Origin of the sequence: Roseobacter weihaiensis (assembly GCF_020622345.1) — a bacterium.
Lineage (GTDB): Bacteria > Pseudomonadota > Alphaproteobacteria > Rhodobacterales > Rhodobacteraceae > Roseobacter > Roseobacter weihaiensis.
The window spans coordinates 99,722-119,957 of record NZ_JACNMO010000004.1 but is presented as its reverse complement, the minus strand read 5'-3'; the positions used below and the strand labels follow the sequence as shown (position 1 = coordinate 119,957).

At 60.9% G+C, this 20,236-nt stretch carries 19 protein-coding genes; 13 read left to right on the top strand and 6 right to left on the bottom strand.

The features are described from left to right. Nucleotides 1–810: an ABC transporter substrate-binding protein gene (locus tag H7847_RS06275; protein WP_227268537.1), complete on the bottom strand. Its 810-nt coding sequence runs from the start codon at nucleotides 808–810 to the stop codon at nucleotides 1–3. A gap of 505 nt (nucleotides 811–1,315) precedes the next feature. On the opposite strand from H7847_RS06275, the gene H7847_RS06270 reads away from it, so the two are divergent. The 9 genes from H7847_RS06270 to H7847_RS06230 all read left to right on the top strand — a co-directional run bounded on the left by H7847_RS06270 (nucleotide 1,316) and on the right by H7847_RS06230 (nucleotide 11,553). Further along, nucleotides 1,316–2,911: a gamma-glutamyltransferase family protein gene (locus H7847_RS06270; protein ID WP_227268536.1), complete on the top strand. Its 1,596-nt coding sequence runs from the start codon at nucleotides 1,316–1,318 to the stop codon at nucleotides 2,909–2,911. A 71-nt stretch (nucleotides 2,912–2,982) separates the two neighbouring features. After that, entirely contained in the window at nucleotides 2,983–4,104 is a 1,122-nt protein-coding gene (locus H7847_RS06265; RefSeq protein ID WP_227268535.1) for an MHYT domain-containing protein, read from the top strand. 133 nt (nucleotides 4,105–4,237) lie between these two features. Then, complete coding sequence (locus tag H7847_RS06260; RefSeq protein WP_227268534.1) at nucleotides 4,238–5,092, top strand: FAD binding domain-containing protein; 855 nt, start codon at nucleotides 4,238–4,240, stop codon at nucleotides 5,090–5,092. A gap of 10 nt (nucleotides 5,093–5,102) precedes the next feature. Continuing rightward, complete coding sequence (locus tag H7847_RS06255) at nucleotides 5,103–5,594, top strand: (2Fe-2S)-binding protein (protein WP_227268533.1); 492 nt, start codon at nucleotides 5,103–5,105, stop codon at nucleotides 5,592–5,594. Next, on the top strand, nucleotides 5,591–8,005 hold the full coding sequence (locus H7847_RS06250) for an aerobic carbon-monoxide dehydrogenase large subunit (protein WP_227268532.1): 2,415 nt from the start codon (nucleotides 5,591–5,593) through the stop codon (nucleotides 8,003–8,005). Before H7847_RS06255 ends, H7847_RS06250 begins: the two co-directional genes overlap by 4 nt. A gap of 41 nt (nucleotides 8,006–8,046) precedes the next feature. After that, on the top strand, nucleotides 8,047–8,925 hold the full coding sequence (locus H7847_RS06245; RefSeq protein ID WP_227268711.1) for an AAA family ATPase: 879 nt from the start codon (nucleotides 8,047–8,049) through the stop codon (nucleotides 8,923–8,925). Beyond that, complete coding sequence (locus H7847_RS06240; RefSeq protein WP_227268531.1) at nucleotides 8,922–10,109, top strand: vWA domain-containing protein; 1,188 nt, start codon at nucleotides 8,922–8,924, stop codon at nucleotides 10,107–10,109. Before H7847_RS06245 ends, H7847_RS06240 begins: the two co-directional genes overlap by 4 nt. Beyond that, nucleotides 10,106–10,933, top strand: coding sequence for an XdhC family protein (locus H7847_RS06235; RefSeq protein WP_227268530.1), 828 nt, complete (start codon nucleotides 10,106–10,108; stop codon nucleotides 10,931–10,933). Before H7847_RS06240 ends, H7847_RS06235 begins: the two co-directional genes overlap by 4 nt. Before the next feature lie 167 nt (nucleotides 10,934–11,100). Further along, complete coding sequence (locus H7847_RS06230) at nucleotides 11,101–11,553, top strand: SRPBCC family protein (RefSeq protein ID WP_227268529.1); 453 nt, start codon at nucleotides 11,101–11,103, stop codon at nucleotides 11,551–11,553. A 69-nt stretch (nucleotides 11,554–11,622) separates the two neighbouring features. Here H7847_RS06230 and H7847_RS06225 read toward each other — a convergent pair whose 3' ends face one another. After that, nucleotides 11,623–12,306, bottom strand: coding sequence for a GntR family transcriptional regulator (locus H7847_RS06225; RefSeq protein WP_227268528.1), 684 nt, complete (start codon nucleotides 12,304–12,306; stop codon nucleotides 11,623–11,625). 464 nt (nucleotides 12,307–12,770) lie between these two features. Between H7847_RS06225 and H7847_RS06220 the strand changes: the two genes are divergently transcribed. The 4 genes from H7847_RS06220 (at nucleotide 12,771) to H7847_RS06205 (ending at nucleotide 16,501) form a co-directional block, all read left to right on the top strand. Next, nucleotides 12,771–13,517, top strand: a complete 747-nt coding sequence (locus H7847_RS06220) for an SDR family NAD(P)-dependent oxidoreductase (RefSeq protein ID WP_227268527.1) — start codon at nucleotides 12,771–12,773, stop codon at nucleotides 13,515–13,517. Between the two features lie 102 nt (nucleotides 13,518–13,619). Next, nucleotides 13,620–14,609, top strand: a complete 990-nt coding sequence (locus H7847_RS06215) for a TRAP transporter substrate-binding protein (protein WP_227268526.1) — start codon at nucleotides 13,620–13,622, stop codon at nucleotides 14,607–14,609. A gap of 90 nt (nucleotides 14,610–14,699) precedes the next feature. Continuing rightward, a complete protein-coding gene (locus H7847_RS06210) occupies nucleotides 14,700–15,194 on the top strand; it encodes a TRAP transporter small permease (RefSeq protein ID WP_227268525.1) in 495 nt (164 codons plus the stop codon). Further along, entirely contained in the window at nucleotides 15,191–16,501 is a 1,311-nt protein-coding gene (locus tag H7847_RS06205; protein WP_227268524.1) for a TRAP transporter large permease, read from the top strand. The genes H7847_RS06210 and H7847_RS06205 overlap by 4 nt, the downstream gene beginning before the upstream one ends. Before the next feature lie 19 nt (nucleotides 16,502–16,520). Here H7847_RS06205 and H7847_RS06200 read toward each other — a convergent pair whose 3' ends face one another. The 4 genes from H7847_RS06200 to H7847_RS06185 form a co-directional block, all read right to left on the bottom strand. Then, nucleotides 16,521–17,900: an adenylate/guanylate cyclase domain-containing protein gene (locus H7847_RS06200; RefSeq protein WP_227268523.1), complete on the bottom strand. Its 1,380-nt coding sequence runs from the start codon at nucleotides 17,898–17,900 to the stop codon at nucleotides 16,521–16,523. Between the two features lie 78 nt (nucleotides 17,901–17,978). Continuing rightward, nucleotides 17,979–18,821, bottom strand: coding sequence for an oxidoreductase (locus H7847_RS06195; protein WP_227268522.1), 843 nt, complete (start codon nucleotides 18,819–18,821; stop codon nucleotides 17,979–17,981). 40 nt (nucleotides 18,822–18,861) lie between these two features. Next, nucleotides 18,862–19,404, bottom strand: coding sequence for a nuclear transport factor 2 family protein (locus tag H7847_RS06190; protein WP_227268521.1), 543 nt, complete (start codon nucleotides 19,402–19,404; stop codon nucleotides 18,862–18,864). A gap of 70 nt (nucleotides 19,405–19,474) precedes the next feature. Continuing rightward, nucleotides 19,475–20,155 (bottom strand): alpha/beta hydrolase, encoded by a 681-nt coding sequence (locus H7847_RS06185; RefSeq protein WP_227268520.1) that lies wholly within the window; start codon nucleotides 20,153–20,155, stop codon nucleotides 19,475–19,477. Nucleotides 20,156–20,236: the final 81 nt, after the last annotated feature.

Genomic DNA, 20,236 nt, shown 5'->3' with positions numbered 1-20,236 from the left:
CTATCGGATCAGGGGCACACCGGTCGCTTCCTGCAACCATTCGGCCTCGATCGCAGCCAGTGTGCCGTTTTCCTTGAGCGTTGCGAGAGCTGTATCGACACATTCCTTGAGCGGGTTGCCCTCGGTCATCAACGCGCCGAAATGGTCGGGATTGTCGCTTTGCTCCGGGGCGAACTGGCCCAGAACCTGCCCGCCCTCCAACACAACAGCCGCCAGATAGAGCGCCGTGGGAAGATCAAAGAGGGCCGCGTCGATCTGGCCCGCCTTCATCGCCTCAACCGTGTTGATGTTGTCGTCATAGACAAGCGGGCTCTCTTCCGGTGCGATTGTCTGCAACACGACCGGCAGCGCCGTGGTCGAGGCCACCACCCCCCATTTCAAGCCTTTCAGCGTTTCCATTTCAGGCACCAGCCCATCGATCCCGCGGACCAGCACGGCCATCGGCGCCGTGTAGTAAGGGATCGAAAAATCCACCACCTGATCGCGCTGCTCGGTGATGGAGAATTGCTGCATGTTCAGGTCAAAATCCTTTGCACCCGGCTGGATCGCCTGATCGAAGGAGGTGCGGGTCCAGACCACATCGTCACGGGCAATGCCCATCTCGGCGGCCAGCGCGTAAGCCACGGCAGCTTCAAAACCCTCCCCGCTCTCAGGTGCGTCGTCGATAACCCAAGGGTAAAAGGCCGGGTTGCCTGTCGCGATGGTCAGCTTTCCGGCGGTCAGGGTTTTGCCCTCGTGACAGCTTTGTGCCGCCGCGACACCACTGGCCAGCATGGCCGTCAGAACGGAAACCATCAGTCTTTTGCGCATCAAGACACCTCCTGCAAAGCGGTTATCTGCCTTTTATCGCGCTTGCCGGTCGACCGCGCAAGTCAGAAGGCCGCGCAAAGCCGGCCTGTGGCCGCGCGCGCGGGGGCCTCGCGATGAAAGCTTCGGCAGCACCCGGCAATGGGTGCGCCTGAACACCTGACAGACGCGCGCCGGATGCCCCGGCAACGCTCCCGACCTGTGCGCGTTTGCCGGCCAGGTCTTGTTTGCATCGGTATCGCGGGGGCTCTTTGGCGGCCCTGTCGGCGTTGGGATATCGCCCACCAAGCCCACAAAGGCCATTGAGGAGGCCGATATCTTCAAGCACCAAAACGGCCCTGATGATTCCGGGCCTTGCGGTCGAGATCAGAAACGCTCCTGTCCGGAAGCTGTTTTCCAACGCAGCTGGTCATTGCATACGGCCCGGGCTTGGGAGATGTATGGCCCAGTGAGGCCGGCTTTGACATGTGCCGCGCCCGCAACCGGATGCAAGAAGGAAGACAGCCGCATGCAGCTTCGCGCAACACATGACTACCCATCCCGTCGGTCGCCTGTCGCCGCAGACAATCTGGTGGCCACCTCCCATCCGCTCGCCGCACAGGCGGGATTGTCGATGATGGCACGCGGCGGCAATGCGGTGGATGCCGCACTCGCCATGGCCATCACGCTGACGGTGGTCGAACCGACCGGCAATGGCATCGGATCGGACGCTTTTGCGATCCTTTGGGATGGGCAGCGCCTGCACGGGCTGAACGCCTCTGGCCGGGCTCCGGCCGCATGGACGGCGGATCGCTTTGCTGGCCACGCTGCAATGCCGTTTCGAGGGTGGGAAAGCGTCACGGTGCCAGGTGCGGTGTCTGCCTGGGTCGCGCTCTCTGAACGCTTTGGCAAGCTGCCGTTCGAGACTCTTTTCGAGCCTGCAATGGGCTACGCTGAAGGTGGCTTTCCCGTCACCCCCGTCATCGCAACGCTCTGGGACCGGGCGGCAGCGGAGTTGCACGCGCAGCCGGGCTTTGCAGAGACATTCCTGCCTGACGGGCGCGCGCCACTGGCCGGCGCTTACTTCAAAAGTCCCGGCCATGCACGCACCCTGAAGCTGATCGCGGAAACCGAGGGAGGGGCCTTCTACCGCGGTGAAATCGCCGAGAAGATTGCGCATCACGCCAAGGCGCATGACGCGGCGCTCACGGTCGAGGACCTCGCGACCCACCAGGCTGAGTGGTGTGGCACGATTTCCAAATCCTTTGACGCCGTCGATTTGCATGAGATCCCCCCAAATGGCCAGGGGATTGCGGCCCTGATGGGCCTGGGTATTCTTGCGAACACCGGCATCCGCGATCTGCACGTGGATGACCCTCAAGCCCTGCATCTGCAGATCGAGGCGATGAAACTCGCGCTCAGGGATGCCGAAAGCTATGTGGCCGATCCCGATCACATGACGGAGATTACGGTCGAGGATCTGCTGGACGACGGGTATCTTGCGGACCGGGCCCGTGAAATTGACGTCAATCATGCCTCCGACTTCGGATCAGGCGCACCGAAGCGGGGCGGCACTGTCTATCTGACCGCTGCGGATGCATCGGGCATGATGGTCTCCTTCATCCAGTCAAACTACGCAGGCTTCGGGTCGGGTGTGGTGGTTCCGGGCACGGGCGTCGCTTTGCAAAACCGCGGTGCCGGATTTTCGCTCAAGCCCGGACATCAGAACTATGTGGCAGCTGGAAAACGGCCCTTTCATACGATCATTCCGGGGTTTCTTATGAAAGACAGCGCCCCCTTGATGAGCTTTGGCGTGATGGGCGGCCCCATGCAGGCACAGGGCCATGTGCAAATGGTTCTGCGCACACAGCTTTTTGGACAGGACCCGCAGATGGCGGCGGACGCACCCCGCTGGCGGGTGACCGACGGCTTGGGCGTCGCCTGCGAGACAAGCCTGCCGACACAAACGCTCGCGCGGCTGCGCGAGATGGGGCATCAGATTGCCCTTGAGGCCCCGGACAATGCCTTTGGGTTTGGGGGCGCGCAACTGATCCAACGGCTGGGAGACAGGGGATATGTCGCAGGGTCAGATCCGCGCAAAGACGGCGCCGCGATGGGGTTTTGAAGCACCAGGAAGCCCTCTTGCCGCCCGGCCCCGCAGATTGCAAAATTTGAAGGTGGGTATAGAACAGTAACATGCTGCAACACGGGCACGACCATTACCTCGTAGTTGCCTCGCTGGCGATTGCGCTGATGTCGGGGTTCACCGGGCTGTCGCTGACGCAAGGGGCGTCGCGCATGAGCATCGCGCGCCGAAAGCTGGTGGTCAGCATGTCCGCCATTGCCCTGGGCAGCGGCATCTGGTCGATGCACTTCGTGGCAATGCTCGGCATGACCCTGCCCGTGCAGTTCTACTACGATGCCCTGATCACGCTGATCTCGGCTTTCGTGGCCATTCTGTTGACTGGCATCGCTTTGTTGCTGGTCCACTTCGGGACCCGCACGGGGCTGCGGATCACCCTGGCCGGTATCTGCCTTGCTGCCGGTATCCTGGCGATGCACTACATCGGCATGTCCGGCATTCAGGGTGTCCGGCCGATCTACTCCGCGGCAGGGCTCGGCATTGCCATCCTTGCTGCTTTTGTCCTATGTATTGCCTCCTTCTGGATCAGCTACGGGGGCCGCGAAAACCGCAATATCCTCATCGGCACTCTTGGGTTTGGGGTCGCCGTTGTCTCAGTTCATTTCGTGGCGATGGCCGGGACGCATTTCGAGCTTGTCGAGGGCATGAACGAACATGCGGGCTTCTGGCTCGACAACAGTATTCTGGCCTTTGGGGTCACGGTGTCGTCTTTTGTGATCTCGGGTGCCTTTCTGCTTGTCAGCGTGTCTTTCGCAGGGCACCCCCAACAGGAGCCACTTCCAGCGCAAACCGATGCCGCCGAAGATCTCCCGGCGACCGAAAGCACCCTCGCGCCGCAGGCGGATGTAAAAATCCCGTTCGAGCAAAACGGCCGTATTCATTTCGCCTCGTCTCAGGAGGTCACTGCCGTACGGGCCGAAGGGCGCTACACTTTTATCTATAATGCCGCAGGCCGTTTGTTTTCGCCATGGTCGATTTCAGAGATGGACACAAAGCTGGCAGAGGCCGGTTTCATACGGTGTCACCGCAGCTACCTCATCAATCCCAAATTCGTCTCAGGTTTCGAACGCAAGAAAGACAATGGGGTTTGCTACTTTGAAGACACCTCCCAGATTGAAAAGGCACCGGTGAGCCGATCCTACCTGAAAGCCGTCCGCGAACGGCTCGGTGTCTGAAAAGGCGCTGCGCAACTCGTGCAGCTTATTCGCATTTCGTGCGCAAAGCCCCGCATTTCAGGCTTCTTGCCTAGAGCGACCTGCGACATTTTGGTCATCTTTCCGCACATGTCAGCGTCAGGGAGGGCCTCACATGATACCATCTCAATTCGAATATCATCGTCCAGCAGACATGGCAGGGGCCTTGGCGGTGCTGGCCGAACATGGCGACGATGCGCGCGTTCTTGCAGGCGGGCACAGTCTGATACCGATGATGAAACTGCGAATGGCCGACGTGCCTCATCTGATCGACCTGCAGGACATCGAAGCGCTGAAGGGCATCAAGATCGCGGGCGGTCAGATCACCATCGGGGCGATGACGACCCAGCATGAACTGATTGCCGATACCGCTCTCCATGCGGCAGCCCCCATTATCCGGGAAGCCTCACTGCAGATCGCGGATCCGCAAGTGCGCTACATGGGCACAATCGGCGGCAATGTGGCAAACGGTGATCCTGGCAACGACATGCCCGGATTGATGCAATGTCTGGATGCGCAGTTTACCCTTGAGGGCGCGGAGGGCAAACGGACGGTTCCGGCCCGCGATTTCTACGAAGCGGCCTATATGACAGAGCGCGATGACGAAGAAATCCTGACGCAGATCAGCTTTGCTGTACAGCAGGGCGGGTATGCCTATGAAAAACAGAAACGAAAGATCGGTGACTATGCCACCGCGGCCTGCGCCGTTTCGATAACAAAGGAAAACGGCACGGTGACCGCGGCATCCGTTGCGATGACGAACCTCAGCGACACCCCTGTATTTTCGGAGGCCGCGAACGCGGTTCTGGTCGGCACCTCCTGTGACACTGCCGATATCAAAGCCGCTGTCGCTGCCGCATTGGAAGACATCGACCCGACAGAGGACAACCGCGGCCCTGTTGCGTTCAAGAAACACGTGGCGGGTATCATCATCAAACGCGCCATCGAGCGCGCGGCTTCACGGGCGTAAGGACAAGATTATGACCAAGCAAATCATCAAGATGACCGTCAATGGCGAGGTTCAGGAAGTGATCGCTGAGCCGCGCGAACTGCTGATCTACGTGCTGCGCGAAAAGCTCGGGATGACGGGGCCGCACGTGGGCTGCGAGACCTCTCATTGTGGGGCCTGCACCGTCGATATCGACGGCAAGTCGGTCAAATCCTGCACCATGTTCGCCGCCCAGGCCCAGGGCGCGGAGATCACCACCATCGAAGGGCTGGGCAGCCCCGACGCGCTGCACGTTCTGCAGGAGAGCTTCAAGGAACACCACGGGCTGCAGTGCGGTTATTGCACACCCGGCATGATCACCCGTGCGCACCGGCTGCTGGAGGAGAACCCGGACCCGACCGAAGAGGACGTACGCATTGGTATGGCAGGCAACATCTGCCGCTGCACCGGCTACCAGAACATTGTGAAGTCCATTCTTTCGGCGGCAGCGGAAATGAACGCATCCAAGGAGGCAGCGCAATGAAAGACGAGGTCACACGCGACGAACGCGTCGCCAATCTCAAGGGTCTGGGCTGTTCGCGCAAACGCGTGGAAGACGCGCGTTTTACGCAGGGCAAGGGCAACTACATCGACGACATCAGTCTGCCCGGCATGCTGCATGGCGATTTCGTCCGCTCCCCCTACGCCCACGCCCGGATCAAGTCGATCAACATCGATGCGGCGATGGCGCTGGACGGTGTGACCGCCGTGCTGACAGCAAAGGATCTGGAACCGCTGTCGCTGCACTGGATGCCGACGCTGGCGGGTGACAAGCAAATGGTGCTGGCTGACGGCAAGGTGCTGTTTCAAGGGCAGGAAGTGGCTTTTGTGGTGGCCCGCGACCGCTATATCGCGGCGGATGCCGTCGAACTGGTCGAGGTCGAATACGAAGAGCTGCCGGTGGTCGTGGATCCGTTCAAGGCATTGGAGTCGGATGTCGTGCTGCGCGAGGACCTCGAAGGTCAGACCGAAGGCGCCCATGGCCCGCGCAAGCACCACAACCATATCTTTACCTGGGAAGTGGGCGAAGAAGAGGCAACGAACGCAGTCATCGACGACGCGGATGTGGTGGCCGAAGAAACCATGTATTACCACCGCACCCACCCTTGCCCGCTGGAGCCTTGCGGCTCGGTCGCCAGCATGGACAAGGTCAACGGCAAGCTGACGCTCTACGGCACGTTTCAGGCGCCGCATGTGGTGCGCACCGTGGCCTCGCTGCTGTCGGGCATCGAGGAGCACAACATCCGTGTCGTGTCCCCGGACATCGGCGGCGGTTTCGGCAACAAGGTCGGCGTCTATCCGGGCTATATCTGTTCCATCGTCGCCTCCATCGTCACGGGCGTACCGGTGAAATGGGTCGAGGACCGGATGGAAAACCTGATGTCCACCGCCTTTGCGCGGGATTACTGGATGACCGGCAAGATCTCCGCCACCAAGGAGGGCAAGATCACCGGGCTGCACTGCCATGTGACCGCCGATCACGGCGCATTCGACGCCTGCGCGGACCCGACCAAATACCCCGCGGGTTTCATGAACATCTGCACCGGCTCCTATGACATCCCGACAGCCTATCTGGCGGTCGACGGGGTCTACACCAACAAGGCCCCCGGTGGGGTCAGCTATCGCTGCTCATTCCGCGTCACCGAAGCGGTGTATTTCATCGAACGGATGATCGAGGTGCTCGCGATCGAGCTCGACATGGACCCCGCAGAGCTGCGGCGCATCAACTTCATCAAGAAGGAACAATTCCCCTACCAGTCCGCCCTCGGGTGGGAATATGACAGCGGGGACTATCACACCGCCTGGGACAAGGCGCTGAAAGCTGTTGACTATGCCGGTCTGCGCGCGGAGCAGGCCGAACGGGTCGCGGCTTTCAAACGCGGCGAGACGCGGACGCTCATGGGCATCGGTCTGTCGTTCTTTACCGAGATCGTCGGCGCCGGTCCGGTCAAGAACTGCGACATCCTCGGCATGGGGATGTTCGACAGTTGCGAGATCCGGATTCACCCGACAGGGTCCGCGATTGCGCGCCTTGGCACGATCAGCCAGGGTCAGGGCCATGCAACAACCTTCGCACAGATCCTAGCGTCAGAGATCGGCATTCCCGCCGACAGCATCACCATCGAGGAAGGCGACACAGATACAGCACCGTATGGTCTGGGCACCTACGGCTCGCGTTCGACGCCGGTTGCCGGCGCGGCCACGGCAATGGCGGGGCGCAAGATCCGCGCCAAGGCGCAGATGATCGCCGCCTATCTCTTGGAAGTGCATGACGATGATGTGGAGTTCGACGTCGACCGCTTTGTGGTCAAGGGCGCGCCGGAACGGTTCAAGACCATGGGCGAGATCGCCTACGCCGCCTACAACCAGGCCATCCCCGGCATTGAACCGGGCCTCGAAGCGGTGAGTTACTACGACCCGCCCAATATGACCTATCCCTTCGGGGCCTATGTCTGCGTCATGGACATTGACGTGGACACCGGCGTGACGGACATCCGACGCTTCTACGCGCTGGATGACTGCGGCACGCGGATCAACCCGATGGTGATCGAGGGGCAGATCCACGGCGGGTTGACCGAAGCCCTGGCGGTCGCAATGGGGCAGGAGATTGCCTATGACGACATGGGCAACGTCAAAACCGCGACGCTGATGGACTTCTTCCTGCCCACCGCCTGGGAAGTTCCCAACTACGAGACCGACCACACGGTCACCCCCTCGCCGCACCACCCCATCGGCGCCAAGGGCGTGGGCGAGAGCCCGCATGTGGGCGGTGTGCCCTGTTTCTCGAACGCGGTGCAGGATGCTTTCCGCCCCTTTGGATTGCGCCATACCAACATGCCGCATGACCATTGGCGCATCTGGCAGGCGGCCAACAGCCTTGGTCTGCACGACTAGGAGAGCGCGGGGTGCAACGTCGCACCCCGCCGGTTTTCACCATGGCATCCTCAACCGACCTTCAAAAAGCGCTCGCCACCACCGGATACATCGCCTCTGATGATCTGGCGATGGCGTTACATATCGCGACCTCACTGGGCCGCCCGTTACTGCTGGAGGGGGCGGCCGGCGTCGGTAAGACCGAAGTAGCCCGCAGCCTTGCCACGGTACAGGACACCCAGTTGATCCGCCTGCAGTGTTATGAAGGATTGGACGCCGCGCAAGCAATCTATGAATGGAACTACCAGCGACAGCTCTTGTCGATCCGCGCGGCGTCAGAGGCCGGCGAGACGGGCGCTGCGGTCGAGGCGCGGATTTTTTCACAAGACTACCTGCTGGAACGCCCCCTGCTCAAGGCGATCCGGCAGGATAAGGCTCCGGTCTTGCTGATTGACGAGATTGACCGCGCGGATGAGGAGTTCGAAGCCTATCTGCTTGAAGTGCTCTCGGACTATCAGATTACAATTCCCGAGCTGGGGACGCTCACGGCGACAACCCGGCCGCATGTCATCCTGACAGCCAATGGCACGCGTGATCTATCGGATGCGCTGCGCCGGCGGTGCATCTATGCCCATGTGGACTATCCCGATCGCCAGACGGAGCTCGCCATTCTGGCCGCGCGGTGCCCCGGCCTGGAGGCGCATCTCTCTCAGCAGATCATAGGCTTCGTCCAGAAGCTGCGCGAGGAAGAGCTGGAAAAGGTACCGGGCGTGGCAGAGATGCTTGACTTTGCCGCCGCCCTCGGCGGGCTCGGCATCAAGGACCTGACCGAAGATCCGGCGGTTTTGCAGGCAGCCCTTGCAACCTTGCTCAAGACCCAAAGCGACCGGCTTGCGGTCCCCATCGAGGTCGCGGCGCGTCTTGCGGGCAAAGCGGCATGAGCCGGGTAACGCGCTTTGCGGCTGCTGATCCGGGTGCTGCGGCGCGGGTTTCCGGCTTTATCTCCCATCTGCGCGACAATGGATTCAACCTCGGCGTTTCCGAAACCGATACTGCCCTGCGCGCGCTGTGCTGTGTCAATCCGATTGACCCTGTCGAAGCGCGGCTTGCGCTCAAATCGGTCTGTGCCGGATGCCTTGAGGACAGCCGTCAGTTCGACGTGCTCTTTGATGCGTTCTGGATGGCCAAGGGACGGGTCCGCCACAAGGTGATCCCGTCTGCTCACCTGACCACACCGCAAAACACCAGATCGACGCGCCAAGACAACACCCGGCAGTCCAGCGGCAAAGGGGCGATCCATACGCCGGAGGATGGCGCGGACATGGGCGAAACGGACGCCGACGGCACCGGTGAACTGATGGCCTCGAAAGCCGCTAACCTGATGAAAAAAGACCTGCGCGAGCTTGTCTCGAAAGAGGATATAAGGGCGGCTGAGGATGTCGCCATTCGTCTGGGAAAGGCACTGAGAGATCAACGATCACGGCGCCGAAAAGCGGCCCGCACGGGGCGCGCGCTGGACATGCGCCGCACCATGCGGCTGAGCCTGTCGTCGGGGGGGGAACCTCTGCGGCTGGCCCGCCGAACACGTCCCGACCGGCCCCTGAAAATCGTGGCGCTTTGCGATGTGTCGGGGTCAATGATGCACTACGCCCGGCCCTTTCTGGCATTTCTGGCAGGGCTGATGCGCGCGGATGACGCCAGCGACGCCTATCTCTTTCACACCCGCCTTGTGAGGATCACCGAGCCCTTGCGCGATCCTGATCCGCTGCGGGCGCTCAACCGCATCACCCTGTTGGCCGATGGATTTGGCGGCGGCTCAAGGATCGGTGAAAACCTCGCCCATTTCGCCAGAAGCTACGCGCGGAAATTCGTGGACGGTCGAAGCGTCGTCCTGATCCTGTCGGACGGCTATGACAGCGACACGCCGACGCGCATCGACGGCGCGCTGGCAAAGCTCAAACGACGTGGATGCCGGATCATCTGGCTGAACCCGCTGAAGGGATGGCGGGACTATGCGCCTGTTGCCCAAGGTATGGCCGCCGCCCTGCCCCATCTGGATGATTTTGCCGCTGCCGCGACCCTGAACGACCTTGCCGCCCTTGAACACAGGCTGGCGCGGTTATGATGCTGTCACACAACACCCATGCGGAACTTGAAGCCAAGATGCAGTCCCTCAAAGGCTGCGGGCTGCCCTTTGCCATGGCGACCGTTGTGCGCACGGTTAATGCCACCTCCGCCAAACCGGGGGGCAAGGCACTGCTGGACGCGGAGGGTGCGATCCTGATGGGCTGGGTTGGCGGCGGCTGTGCGCGCGGCGCGATCGGCAAAGCCGCCCGCGAGGCCATCCGCACCGGCGAGCCCAGGTTCATCTCCCTTCGCCCGCAAGAGCTTTTGGACACCGAAGGTCTGGCGGCGGGCGAGACCCGCGACGGGGTGCATTTTGCGCGCAACGGCTGTCCGTCCAAAGGCACGATGGATGTCTTTGTCGAACCGGTCCTGCCGCTGCCGGAACTGGTGATCTGCGGATCAGGTCTGGTGGCGCTGGCGCTGGCAGATCTTGGTGACCGGTTTGACTTCAAGGTCAGGCTCTGCGTGACGTCCACGGCAGATGTCTCGCCAACCGGAAATGTAACGCTGACCCAGGGGTTTGGCTTTGCAACCCGTGGTTTTGTCGTTGTCGCCACTCAGGGACAGGGCGACAGGGATGCGTTGCGGCAGGCCGTGTCGACCGATGCGTCCTACATCAGCTTTGTTGGCAGCACGAAGAAATTTGACACCCTCGCGCGTCAGCTGACCGAGGAAGACCCCAAGCTTGGCAATCGGCTGCGCATGATCCATGCGCCTGCGGGCCTCGATATCAATGCCATCACACCTGAAGAGATCGCCCTGTCCATTCTGGCCCAGATCACGCAGGTCCGTCGCAGCCAGCGCATTGGAGAGCGAAAATGAATGAGGTGCCCAAGCCGACACCGCCGGCCCCGTATCCCAACCTTGTGAAACGTATTGCAAAGAGGATCAGGAGGTGGCGCCTCGGCCTCCTGCAAGGACCCGGCCCACAGCAGGCCGACGTACTGGCCGCGATAAAGTTCCCATGCTGCTAAAGGAAAGAACCTGAAATGGATCTCAAAGACGAAATCATCATCAACGCCCCTCGCGACACGGTTTACGCCGCGCTGAACGATCCCGAGATACTGCAGGATTGCATTCCCGGCTGCGAGGAACTGATAAAGCACTCCGACACCGAGCTGGAGGCCAAAGTCGTGCTGAAAATCGGCCCGGTGAAAGCGAAATTCAACGGCGATGTCACGCTGTCACCCGACGCCCCGCCGGAGCGGTTCTCGCTCACCGGCTCGGGCAATGGCGGCCCGGCAGGATTTGCCAAGGGCGGCGCGGTGGTCGAGCTGGAGGAGCACCCGGAAGGGACCCTGCTGCGCTACGACGCCCATGCAGACATCGGTGGCAAGCTTGCGCAACTGGGCAGCCGCCTGATCCAGAGCACGGCCAAAAAACTTGCCGCGAAGTTTTTCAAGAGTTTTGCGGATCGTGTGGGGTCCACTGAGACCGCGTAACCCGACCCGAGCGCGCGGCAGTTCTGATGTTGTGCGCTCGGCCCTTTCGGGCTGCGAGTCGAAAACAGGTCAGTTTTCGAAAAAATCGCGATGTGTCTCGTGTATTTTCTTGATGATCGGCGTCAGGCGCTCAAGATGGCAGCGGAGCGCAGTGTCTGCGGTTTCTGCATCACTTTCAAAGAGGCCGTCGACAATTCTTTCATGGTCCTGAAACAGATCTTCCATGGCGGACTTGCTTGTCAGGCTGAGCATACACAGCCGGTCTACCTGCGCCTTTTCCGATGAAATCACATCAAAGGCAAAGTCGGCCCGTGCGGCATTGCACAGCAGGCGGTGAAATTCGTAATCGAGTTCGTGGAACGCCTCTGCATTGTTCAGCGCGATCACCTTGCGCTGCATCTCGAGGTTTTCCCGCAGCGCATCGTCATAACTGACGTCCCGGTCTGCGCAGGCCTGACGCAAGACCTCTACCTCAATGGCAGTCCGGATGAACCGGGCATTGCGAACAGCGATCAGTGAAAAGTGGCGCACAATGGTCGATCTTTGCGGACGCACCATCAACAGACCCAGATTGCTCAGGCGGCTGAAGGCGTCACGCACCGGCTGACGCGACAGGTCAAATCGCTTGGCAACTTCCACCTCGGACATCTTGGTGCCGGGCAGCAGCTCCAGACCAACGATCTGCTTGTAGAGCGCCTCAAAAACAATATCAGCGCTTGTGCGCCTGTCGTTCAGTTCGCGCATGACGTCCATCGGTGTCTCCTCTGCCCGATCCAGTACCGGGGGCCAGTAATAGTAACTTTCAACTGTGTCATCCAGTCAACGCCTTCAAAAAGAAATTTTCCAGACACTGTGGAATACCTGCCCGGATTAAAAGTGCGGCACGGCCCAATCGACCGGAAATCTCACTCTTTTCACAAGGCCTATCCTTGGGTGATGTGCTGGGCACAAAAAATTCCTTGCTTATTACAATACTAGTATACTAGCTTTTGTTTCAAGGGAGATATTGGTCAGTTTCCGCAGTAAGGATCGGTGATCCGAAAAGATACCGGAGACGTCCCAATCTGGGCGCAACAAGCTTTGGGAGGAGCCTATTTGGCACGCGAAAAATACATCACTGCGGTGCCTTGCGCCCCGTGCGCTCAAGCCCTTTCAGGTCACCTGCAAAAGGCCCCGCGGCCCTTGCAACAAGCATTTGCCAACAAGGGAAGATCCATATGAAACTGAAAGGCAAAACAGCCATCGTCACCGGTGGCGGGCGCGATATCGGCAGAGCCTGCGTGATGGCTCTGGCCGCGGAAGGGGCAAATGTTGTCATAAACTACCACTCAAGCGCGGCCGGGGCGGACAGCGCCGTATCGGACATCGAAGCGGCGGGCGGTCAGGCCATCGCCCTCAAGGGGGATCTGACCACCCAGGCCGGGGTGGATGCTCTGATCGCCGCGGTGGTTGAGCGTTTTGGCGGTGTGGACATTCTGGTGAACAATACCGGCGGTCTGGTGGCCCGGAAAACCATGGCAGAGGCCGATCTCGAACATTGGAACACGGTCATGGACCTGAATGTGACGAGCATTTTCATGACGATAAAAGCCGCCCTGCCCCATTTTCGGTCCGGTGGGACCATCATCAATATGGCCAGCCTCGCCGGACGCGACGGCGGCGGGCCGGGGGCCATCGCCTATGCGACGTCAAAGGGCGCCGTGATCACCATGACACGCGGTCTGGCCAAGGAGCTGGGCCCCGATATTCGCGTCAACGCCTTGAACCCCGGTATGATCGATACGGATTTCCACAATGTCTTTACCAAGGACGCGGTGCGCGCAAACGTGGCCGCAGCCACGCCGCTGAAACGCGAAGGCCAACCGGAGGAAATCGGGGCTGTCGTGACATTTCTGGCCACGGAGGGCGCGGGCTTCATCAACGGGGCCTGCATCGACGTCAACGGCGGGGTCGCTTTTTCATAACGGGCCACAGGGATGTGAGTGCCCCGGAAACTGAACATCTCCTGGCAGGATTGGCCGGTCTGCCCGGAGTTTCGAGATAACAGCGGCCCAAGGGAGGAAGTCATGTCACATATCAATTTGAAAGGCGCGCTGGCGGCAGCAGCCATCGCCGTGTCGACGCTGGGATCGGCGCAGGCGCAGGATGTCACCTTGCGCGGGGCGAGCATGTTCGATGAGGAGCACGCCTTCACCAAGACCCTGCGCAAGTTCGAAGAGCTGGTGCAGGCGAAATACGAAGGCGACGTCACCTTCGACATGCGCCTGAATGGGGAGCTAGGGGTCGAGAGCGACTATGTCACCTATCTCAACCAGGGGGTCGCAGTCGACTATACGATCATCGCGCCGTCCAACATGGCCGTTTTCGCGGACTCAATCCCGCTGATGGACATGCCCTTTTTGTTCCGCGATCTCGATCACTGGGATGCGGTTCTGTCCTCTGACGCACTGAAGCCGCTGGAAACGGACCTGCGCGAAAAGGCGGGCATCGTGATTGTCGGCTACCATGGCGGCGGTGTGCGCAACCTGGTCTCGGCTGAACCGATTGCCGATATGGAGGAGCTTTCGGGCCACCGCATGCGGGTGATGGGCGCGCCCATTCAGGCGCAGACATTCTCCGCTGTCGGGGCAGCCCCCTCCGCGATTGCCTATAATGAGGTCTATAACGCGATCCAGACCGGCGTCATTGCCGGGTTCGAGAACGAGGCCGCCTCGGTCCAGAACCTAAAGTTCTACGAGGTTGCCCCCTACGTCACGCTGACCCAGCACACGATCACCGTGCGGCCCATCGTGATGTCTGCCAAAACCTTCGACGCTCTGCCTGCCGATCTGCAAAGCGCTATCCTGGAGGCCGGGGCCGAAGCCGGAGCCTTTGGCCGGGAGCTTGAAAGCCGCCAGGACGGCGAAAAGCTCAAGGAGATGGTGGAGGCGGGCCAGATCACACTGATTGATTTCGAGGGTCGGGAAAAGATGCTCGACCTCGTGAAACCGGTGCAGGATGCCTATGCCGAAGAGCTTGGCGCAACGGAGCTGCTGGACGCGATCCGGGGCATGTAAACCCTAAGGTCAGGGCGGTGTGCGTGTCGCGCCGCCCCGGCATCCTGCGGGATTGCCCCGCACAGACATTTTTCAAGACAGGCAGCACTCATGGTCGGACGAGCCCTCGAGCAGTTTTGCAACCTCCTGCGCGTCCTTTTGGGGGGCTTGATGGGGGCGCTGGCGATCCCTGTCGCGATGCAGGTGCTATCGCGCTACACCGGGCTGGTGCCCACCTATCTCTGGACCGAAGAACTCTCCACCTTCATCTTCATCTGGATTGTCATGATCGGCTCCATGGTCGCGGTCTGGGATGGCACGCATTTTGACGTGCGCGTGGTGCCCGATGCCAAATCCCCCCTCGGGCGTCTGATACAACAGGGTGTGGTGCTGGTGTTGATCCTGCTCTTTGCCATTCTCTTTGCGATCTACGGCATTGAATACGCGGAATTTGGCAACAACCAGCGCTCTGTGATGATGCGTGCCAACCTGATGGTTATCTATATCTCCGTCCCCGTCGCCGGGCTGATCTGGGCGGTCTTCGCGAGCTACAGACTGTGGCAGGAGATTGACATCTTCCGCCGCGCGCGGAAGGCTCAGACATGATCGTCGGCACCGGCCTCGCCTGCGCCATTCTGGTGGGCGGGTTCATCTTTCTGGTGGCCATCAGGGTGCCGGTGGCCTTTGCCCTCGGGATTGCCACGATCCCGGTGGTGCTGCTTGAGCTGCGGCTCACGCCCTTCATCGTGCTGGACCGGATGTTCCAGTCCTACAACTCCTTCATTCTGCTGGCGGTGCCGTTTTTTCTGCTGGCCGCCAACCTGATGAATTCCGGCAAGGTCACCGACCGGCTGATCGAGTTCGCCCGCGTCCTGACGGGGTGGATGCCCGGCGGGTTGGGCCATGTGAATGTGGCGGTGTCGATGCTCTTTGCGGGCATCTCCGGATCGTCGACGGCGGACGCTGCAGGCTGCGGCAAAATCCTGATCCCCGCCATGCAGCGCGAAGGTTACGACACCCGGTTTGCCGTGGCCATCACCGCCTGCTCGTCAGTGATGGGGGTCATCATTCCGCCGTCGATCCTGATGGTGGTCTGGGGCGGGATCATGCAGGTCTCCGTGGGCGCGCTATTCCTGGGAGGCGCCATCCCCGGCCTGATGATCGGGCTGGCCCTGATGGCCACGGTCTATGGCTATGCCAAGGTCTGCGACTACCCGATTGCCGGCCGACCAACCCTCGCCGACTTCTGGTCGGCGCTCAAAGGGGCCTCTCTGGCGATGCTGACACCGATCTTTGTGATCGGCGGGATTGTCGGCGGCATCGTCACCCCCACCGAAAGCGCGATCATCGCCGCAGGTTATGCGCTGATCCTGGGCATGTTTGTCTACCGCACGGTCAAACCGCGTGATCTGGGGTTCATTTTCTACGATACCGCCCGCTTTGCCGCGATCTCGCTTTTTGCCATCGGCACAGCTTCGGCCTTTGGGTGGATGCTGTCGTTTTACAATGTGCCCCGGCTGATCGTCGGCACCATGACCGCGCTGGAGTTTGGCCCCTTTGGCACCGCGATTGTCATTGCCGCGCTGTTCCTGATCTTTGGGCTCTTTATCGACGCCATCCCGACCATCATCATCCTCGGGACCGTGCTGATGCCCGTGGCGCAAACGGCGGGGATCGACCCCATCGCCTTTGCCATCATCGGGATCGTCTCGCTCGCCTTTGGGCTGGTCACCCCGCCCTACGGGCTCTGTTTGCTGATCTCGGCGGCGATTGGCGGGCTCAACGTGGTGCAGGTGATGCGGGACGTGGCCATTATTCTGCTGCCGATGCTGGTGATCCTGCTGCTGATTATCGCATTTCCGGAGATCACACTCTGGTTGCCCAAAACACTGATGCCGGGGGCATTTCGGTAGCAGGATCAAAGGTTATGGTCTACCCTTCCAGTGCTGCGCTTTTTCGATCGGTCTCAGCCGCGCCCTGCTGTGCTGGCGCAAAGACGCTGGTCTGGGCGCTGAACCCTCTGATGTCAAACGCCCCGATCCGGCGTAGCGACATCGTCCCGCGAACAGCATTATAGGTCGCCTCGTCGGTCAGCACATCGACGCCTGCCTGCTTGCAAAGCCCCTCCAGCCGCGACGCAAGATTGACGGCATCGCCGTAAACCGTAAAGGACTGCCGCGCGTCATTGCCGATGATGCCTGTCACAAGCTCTCCGGTGGCGATCCCGATGCGGATCTCAAAACGGTGCGTGCGGGCTGTCTGCCTCAAGAAGGACGCCGCGCGCAACGCTGCCTGCGACGGGTCATCGATTTTCACGGGCGCATTGAACGTCACCAGAAAACCATCGCCCAGATAGGTGATGACGATCCCACCCGCACCCGAGACGGCCTGCGTGGCATCCGCCAGAAAGGCATTCAGCGCGCCGATGACATGTTCGGGGTCGTGGCGCGCGGAATACCGGGTGAATCCGGCGATATCCATGACCAGCGCCGCCCCAATCGACCGCTGCGGCTTGAGCGGTGCAGCGTCGGCAATGAGCTTTTGGGCAATCTCCTCTGGCACGTATTTGCCCAGAAGATCACTGATGTGTTCCCGGGCTGCTCGCTCCCTGCGCCAGTCCAGCTCTGACGCGACCTGCGCAAAAAACACCCCGCGGGCGCGGTAGACCGCCACAGCCAACCCCAAGGCCGCAAACAGCAGCATCGCGCTTTCCTCGATCCTGTTACCGCGTCCGATGAAGTCAATGGAGAGAAAGATGCTTTCGTAATCCTGGCGGGTTGCCTGAGCCGGGATATCCGCCCAGGACAGGGTCCGGTCCATCTGGGCAGACACCCAGAGAAAGGCAGCCCACCATCCAAAAACACACATGCAGCCGACCCAGATCACCAACCGCCATGACAGGCTGAGGCAGGAGACCGCGAGGATCGGGAAGAGGTAATAGATACCATATGCGCGAAAGGCGATGATCTGCGGCACGTCCTCCGCCCGGCTGATCGGGATCAGCACGAAGGTCGCACAAATAGCAAGTGTATCAAGTGCATAGACGGCATATTTCATCCACCAGCGGTCGAGACCTGTGCCGATGATTTTGAGATGCGCGACGCCCACCGCCGTGAACGCCAGCAGGATGAAGATCACTGCAAGGCGCGGCTCGAAATCGGAAAAGAGGAAGGGGGCTGCCACATACCAGATAAAGGCGGCCCCGACGACCAGGGTCCGGCAGGCGATAGCAAGACGCAGGCCATTCTGCTCGGCCCGCAGCAGGCGCGCTGCGGATTCTTCTGCGTAATCGGCGGGTGTCGTGTCGGACATAAACGGATCTTTCCCAACGTGATGTAGGGCAAGGCGCGCCGATAACCCGCCTTGCCCTCTCTCCCCCGAGAAATTGCTTCAAGTCACTGCGTCTTCGTCATGCCTGACACGACGGGCGGTCTGCTCCCACTGGGCAAGCTCGGCCAGCAAGTCCTGCGCATGTGTGCGAATTGCGTCTACCGCATCTTCGCCCAGCGGCAGACGCAGGGGCACTGTTTCAGCCGCGAGCGCCCTGTCGATCGCGGCGGCTGCCTTTTTGGGATCGCCGGCCTGGGTGCCATGCATGTCACGGGCAAAATCGCGCGTGCCTCCGACAACATCTGCATAGGGTGCGAGCACTGGCATGTGACGCAGCGCGATGGCCGCAAACTCAGTGCGGAATTCGCCGGGCTCCACGATCATGGCGTTCAGCCCAAAGGGCGCAATTTCCTGGGCAAGCGCTTCGGTCAGACCTTCCATCGCAAATTTGGTTGCCGAATATGGGCCAAAGCCGGCAAAGGACATCTGACCGCCCAGCGAGGAGATCATCACGATTGATCCCTTACGGCGCTGACGCATCATCGGCAGAGCCGCGCGGGTAACGGCAAAGGCCCCGAAGAAATTCGTCTCCATCATCGCCCGCATTTCGGCCACGGGTGTTTCTTCGACAGCACCGACAATTCCGTAGCCTGCGTTGTTTATCAGGACATCAATGCCGCCAAACCGATCTTCTGCGGCCTGAACGGCGACCGCGATCTGCCCGGGGTCGGTGACGTCCAAAGGCTGGGCCAGCACCTGATCCGGTGCGGTCGCGGCAAGGGCTTGCAACTTGTCCAGCCGCCGCGCCGCGACAACCACATTGTCACCCTTTGCAACGGCATGATGGGCGAATGCGGCCCCAAGGCCAGACGATGCACCCGTGATGAACCATGTCTGTGTCATTACACTTTTCCTTTATATACAAATGGTTTTCGAGGTTTCTTCAACCGCCGGGCGTGTTGCGAACGTAAGCATTTCCGCGTTCGGCCGTGGCTGTGAAGGTCATGGCGTTGACGCGCCACCCATCTTGGGTGCGCTCAAATCCATGCACGTAGGTGCCCCAAACCTCCCAAAGGGCATCGCCACCGTTTTCGGCCAGCGCGCCGGATGCCATCTGGTTCCAGGCATACCCATGGCTGTGCAGGACAGCAGCATCAGCCCCGTCGAACGTGATCCGGTGGTTGCCGCGCAGGTGAAAGCTCTGCTTTTCGCCCGACAGGTTTGCCGACCACCCCTCGATCAAGGCGTCAGCCGGGATGGTCGCGGGGGAGCCTCCTGTAAGCGACGTAAAATCCACGGATATCTCATCGGTGAATTGAGCGCGGGCAGCCCTCCAGTCCTTGGCATCCACTGCCGCGTCGATGGCATCCGCAATGCGGATCATCTCGGCCTGGTCTACCAGTGTCTCAAGGGTCACCGGGTCGCCGGATACATCCGCAAGAGCCGGGCTGGCGGCGAGGGTAAAAGCAAAGATTGCATGTTTCATTTGAGGAACTCCTTGTTGCAAGAGATGAAAGGTGTTTGGGCCGCAACAGCCTGCCACAGCCCCACTGCGTTCAGCTGTCCTGAGCAGGTACAGCCAAGAAATGCCGCGCCATGGTATCGGCGGCACGTGTCACATCTTCGGGTTTGTCGTAGAAGTCGAACTGCGTCACCGCCTCAAACATTTCCAGCATCGCCGCCCCCGCAAAACCTTGCAGAAAGGCCTCGACACCCCGTGGAATGGTCGCTGCGTCGGAATGCACGATGGCCAGAGGTTGGGTAAGTTGCCCCGCGCTGGACACCGGATAATAGGTCAGCCAGCCCTCCCAGATTGCTCGGTTCCACTGGTTGTCATACTCGGGGATCGTCCCGCGCGCCGGGTCAACATCGTAGCCATCCATCGGCATCAGCACCCCCTCGGCGCCTTCCGGTCCCGCGGCGGGAATGATCTGGCCGCTCGCCGCTTGCGCCGCACGGCCTATTTCAATGAGCCCAACGACACCGTCCGCTCCGCCATAGACCGCCTCGACCAGCTCTTCGGCGTAAAGCCGGGGCATCTGTTCTTCGACCGTGGCGCAGGCGCCCGTGACCACAACCGCCGGCAAGGCCGCACCGCTATGCCCCTCGGGCAAATACAGCGTCCCCGACAGGATCGCGCCCTCATTCTCGAAGGTGATGATGCGGGTCTCGACCTGTGCAATCGCCGCGGTGGAGGCCAAAAGCAGTGCGGCGGAGGTCGGTGTGAAGGTTTTCATCGTCCTATCTCCCATCTGTGAAATCGCGGGGCGTCCTGCCCGTTGACACAAGAGATACGGCGCGCCGGGGCGCATTTATTG

Excerpts from the sequence above, each read along its gene's own strand:
- H7847_RS06275 (WP_227268537.1), bottom strand. The coding sequence starts at position 810 with ATGCGCAAAAGACTGATGGTTTCCGTTCTGACGGCCATGCTGGCCAGT.
- H7847_RS06270 (WP_227268536.1), top strand. The coding sequence starts at position 1,316 with ATGCAGCTTCGCGCAACACATGACTACCCATCCCGTCGGTCGCCTGTC.
- H7847_RS06265 (WP_227268535.1), top strand. The coding sequence starts at position 2,983 with ATGCTGCAACACGGGCACGACCATTACCTCGTAGTTGCCTCGCTGGCG.
- H7847_RS06260 (WP_227268534.1), top strand. The coding sequence starts at position 4,238 with ATGATACCATCTCAATTCGAATATCATCGTCCAGCAGACATGGCAGGG.
- H7847_RS06255 (WP_227268533.1), top strand. The coding sequence starts at position 5,103 with ATGACCAAGCAAATCATCAAGATGACCGTCAATGGCGAGGTTCAGGAA.
- H7847_RS06250 (WP_227268532.1), top strand. The coding sequence starts at position 5,591 with ATGAAAGACGAGGTCACACGCGACGAACGCGTCGCCAATCTCAAGGGT.
- H7847_RS06245 (WP_227268711.1), top strand. The coding sequence starts at position 8,047 with ATGGCATCCTCAACCGACCTTCAAAAAGCGCTCGCCACCACCGGATAC.
- H7847_RS06240 (WP_227268531.1), top strand. The coding sequence starts at position 8,922 with ATGAGCCGGGTAACGCGCTTTGCGGCTGCTGATCCGGGTGCTGCGGCG.
- H7847_RS06235 (WP_227268530.1), top strand. The coding sequence starts at position 10,106 with ATGATGCTGTCACACAACACCCATGCGGAACTTGAAGCCAAGATGCAG.
- H7847_RS06230 (WP_227268529.1), top strand. The coding sequence starts at position 11,101 with ATGGATCTCAAAGACGAAATCATCATCAACGCCCCTCGCGACACGGTT.
- H7847_RS06225 (WP_227268528.1), bottom strand. The coding sequence starts at position 12,306 with ATGGACGTCATGCGCGAACTGAACGACAGGCGCACAAGCGCTGATATT.
- H7847_RS06220 (WP_227268527.1), top strand. The coding sequence starts at position 12,771 with ATGAAACTGAAAGGCAAAACAGCCATCGTCACCGGTGGCGGGCGCGAT.
- H7847_RS06215 (WP_227268526.1), top strand. The coding sequence starts at position 13,620 with ATGTCACATATCAATTTGAAAGGCGCGCTGGCGGCAGCAGCCATCGCC.
- H7847_RS06210 (WP_227268525.1), top strand. The coding sequence starts at position 14,700 with ATGGTCGGACGAGCCCTCGAGCAGTTTTGCAACCTCCTGCGCGTCCTT.
- H7847_RS06205 (WP_227268524.1), top strand. The coding sequence starts at position 15,191 with ATGATCGTCGGCACCGGCCTCGCCTGCGCCATTCTGGTGGGCGGGTTC.
- H7847_RS06200 (WP_227268523.1), bottom strand. The coding sequence starts at position 17,900 with ATGTCCGACACGACACCCGCCGATTACGCAGAAGAATCCGCAGCGCGC.
- H7847_RS06195 (WP_227268522.1), bottom strand. The coding sequence starts at position 18,821 with ATGACACAGACATGGTTCATCACGGGTGCATCGTCTGGCCTTGGGGCC.
- H7847_RS06190 (WP_227268521.1), bottom strand. The coding sequence starts at position 19,404 with ATGAAACATGCAATCTTTGCTTTTACCCTCGCCGCCAGCCCGGCTCTT.
- H7847_RS06185 (WP_227268520.1), bottom strand. The coding sequence starts at position 20,155 with ATGAAAACCTTCACACCGACCTCCGCCGCACTGCTTTTGGCCTCCACC.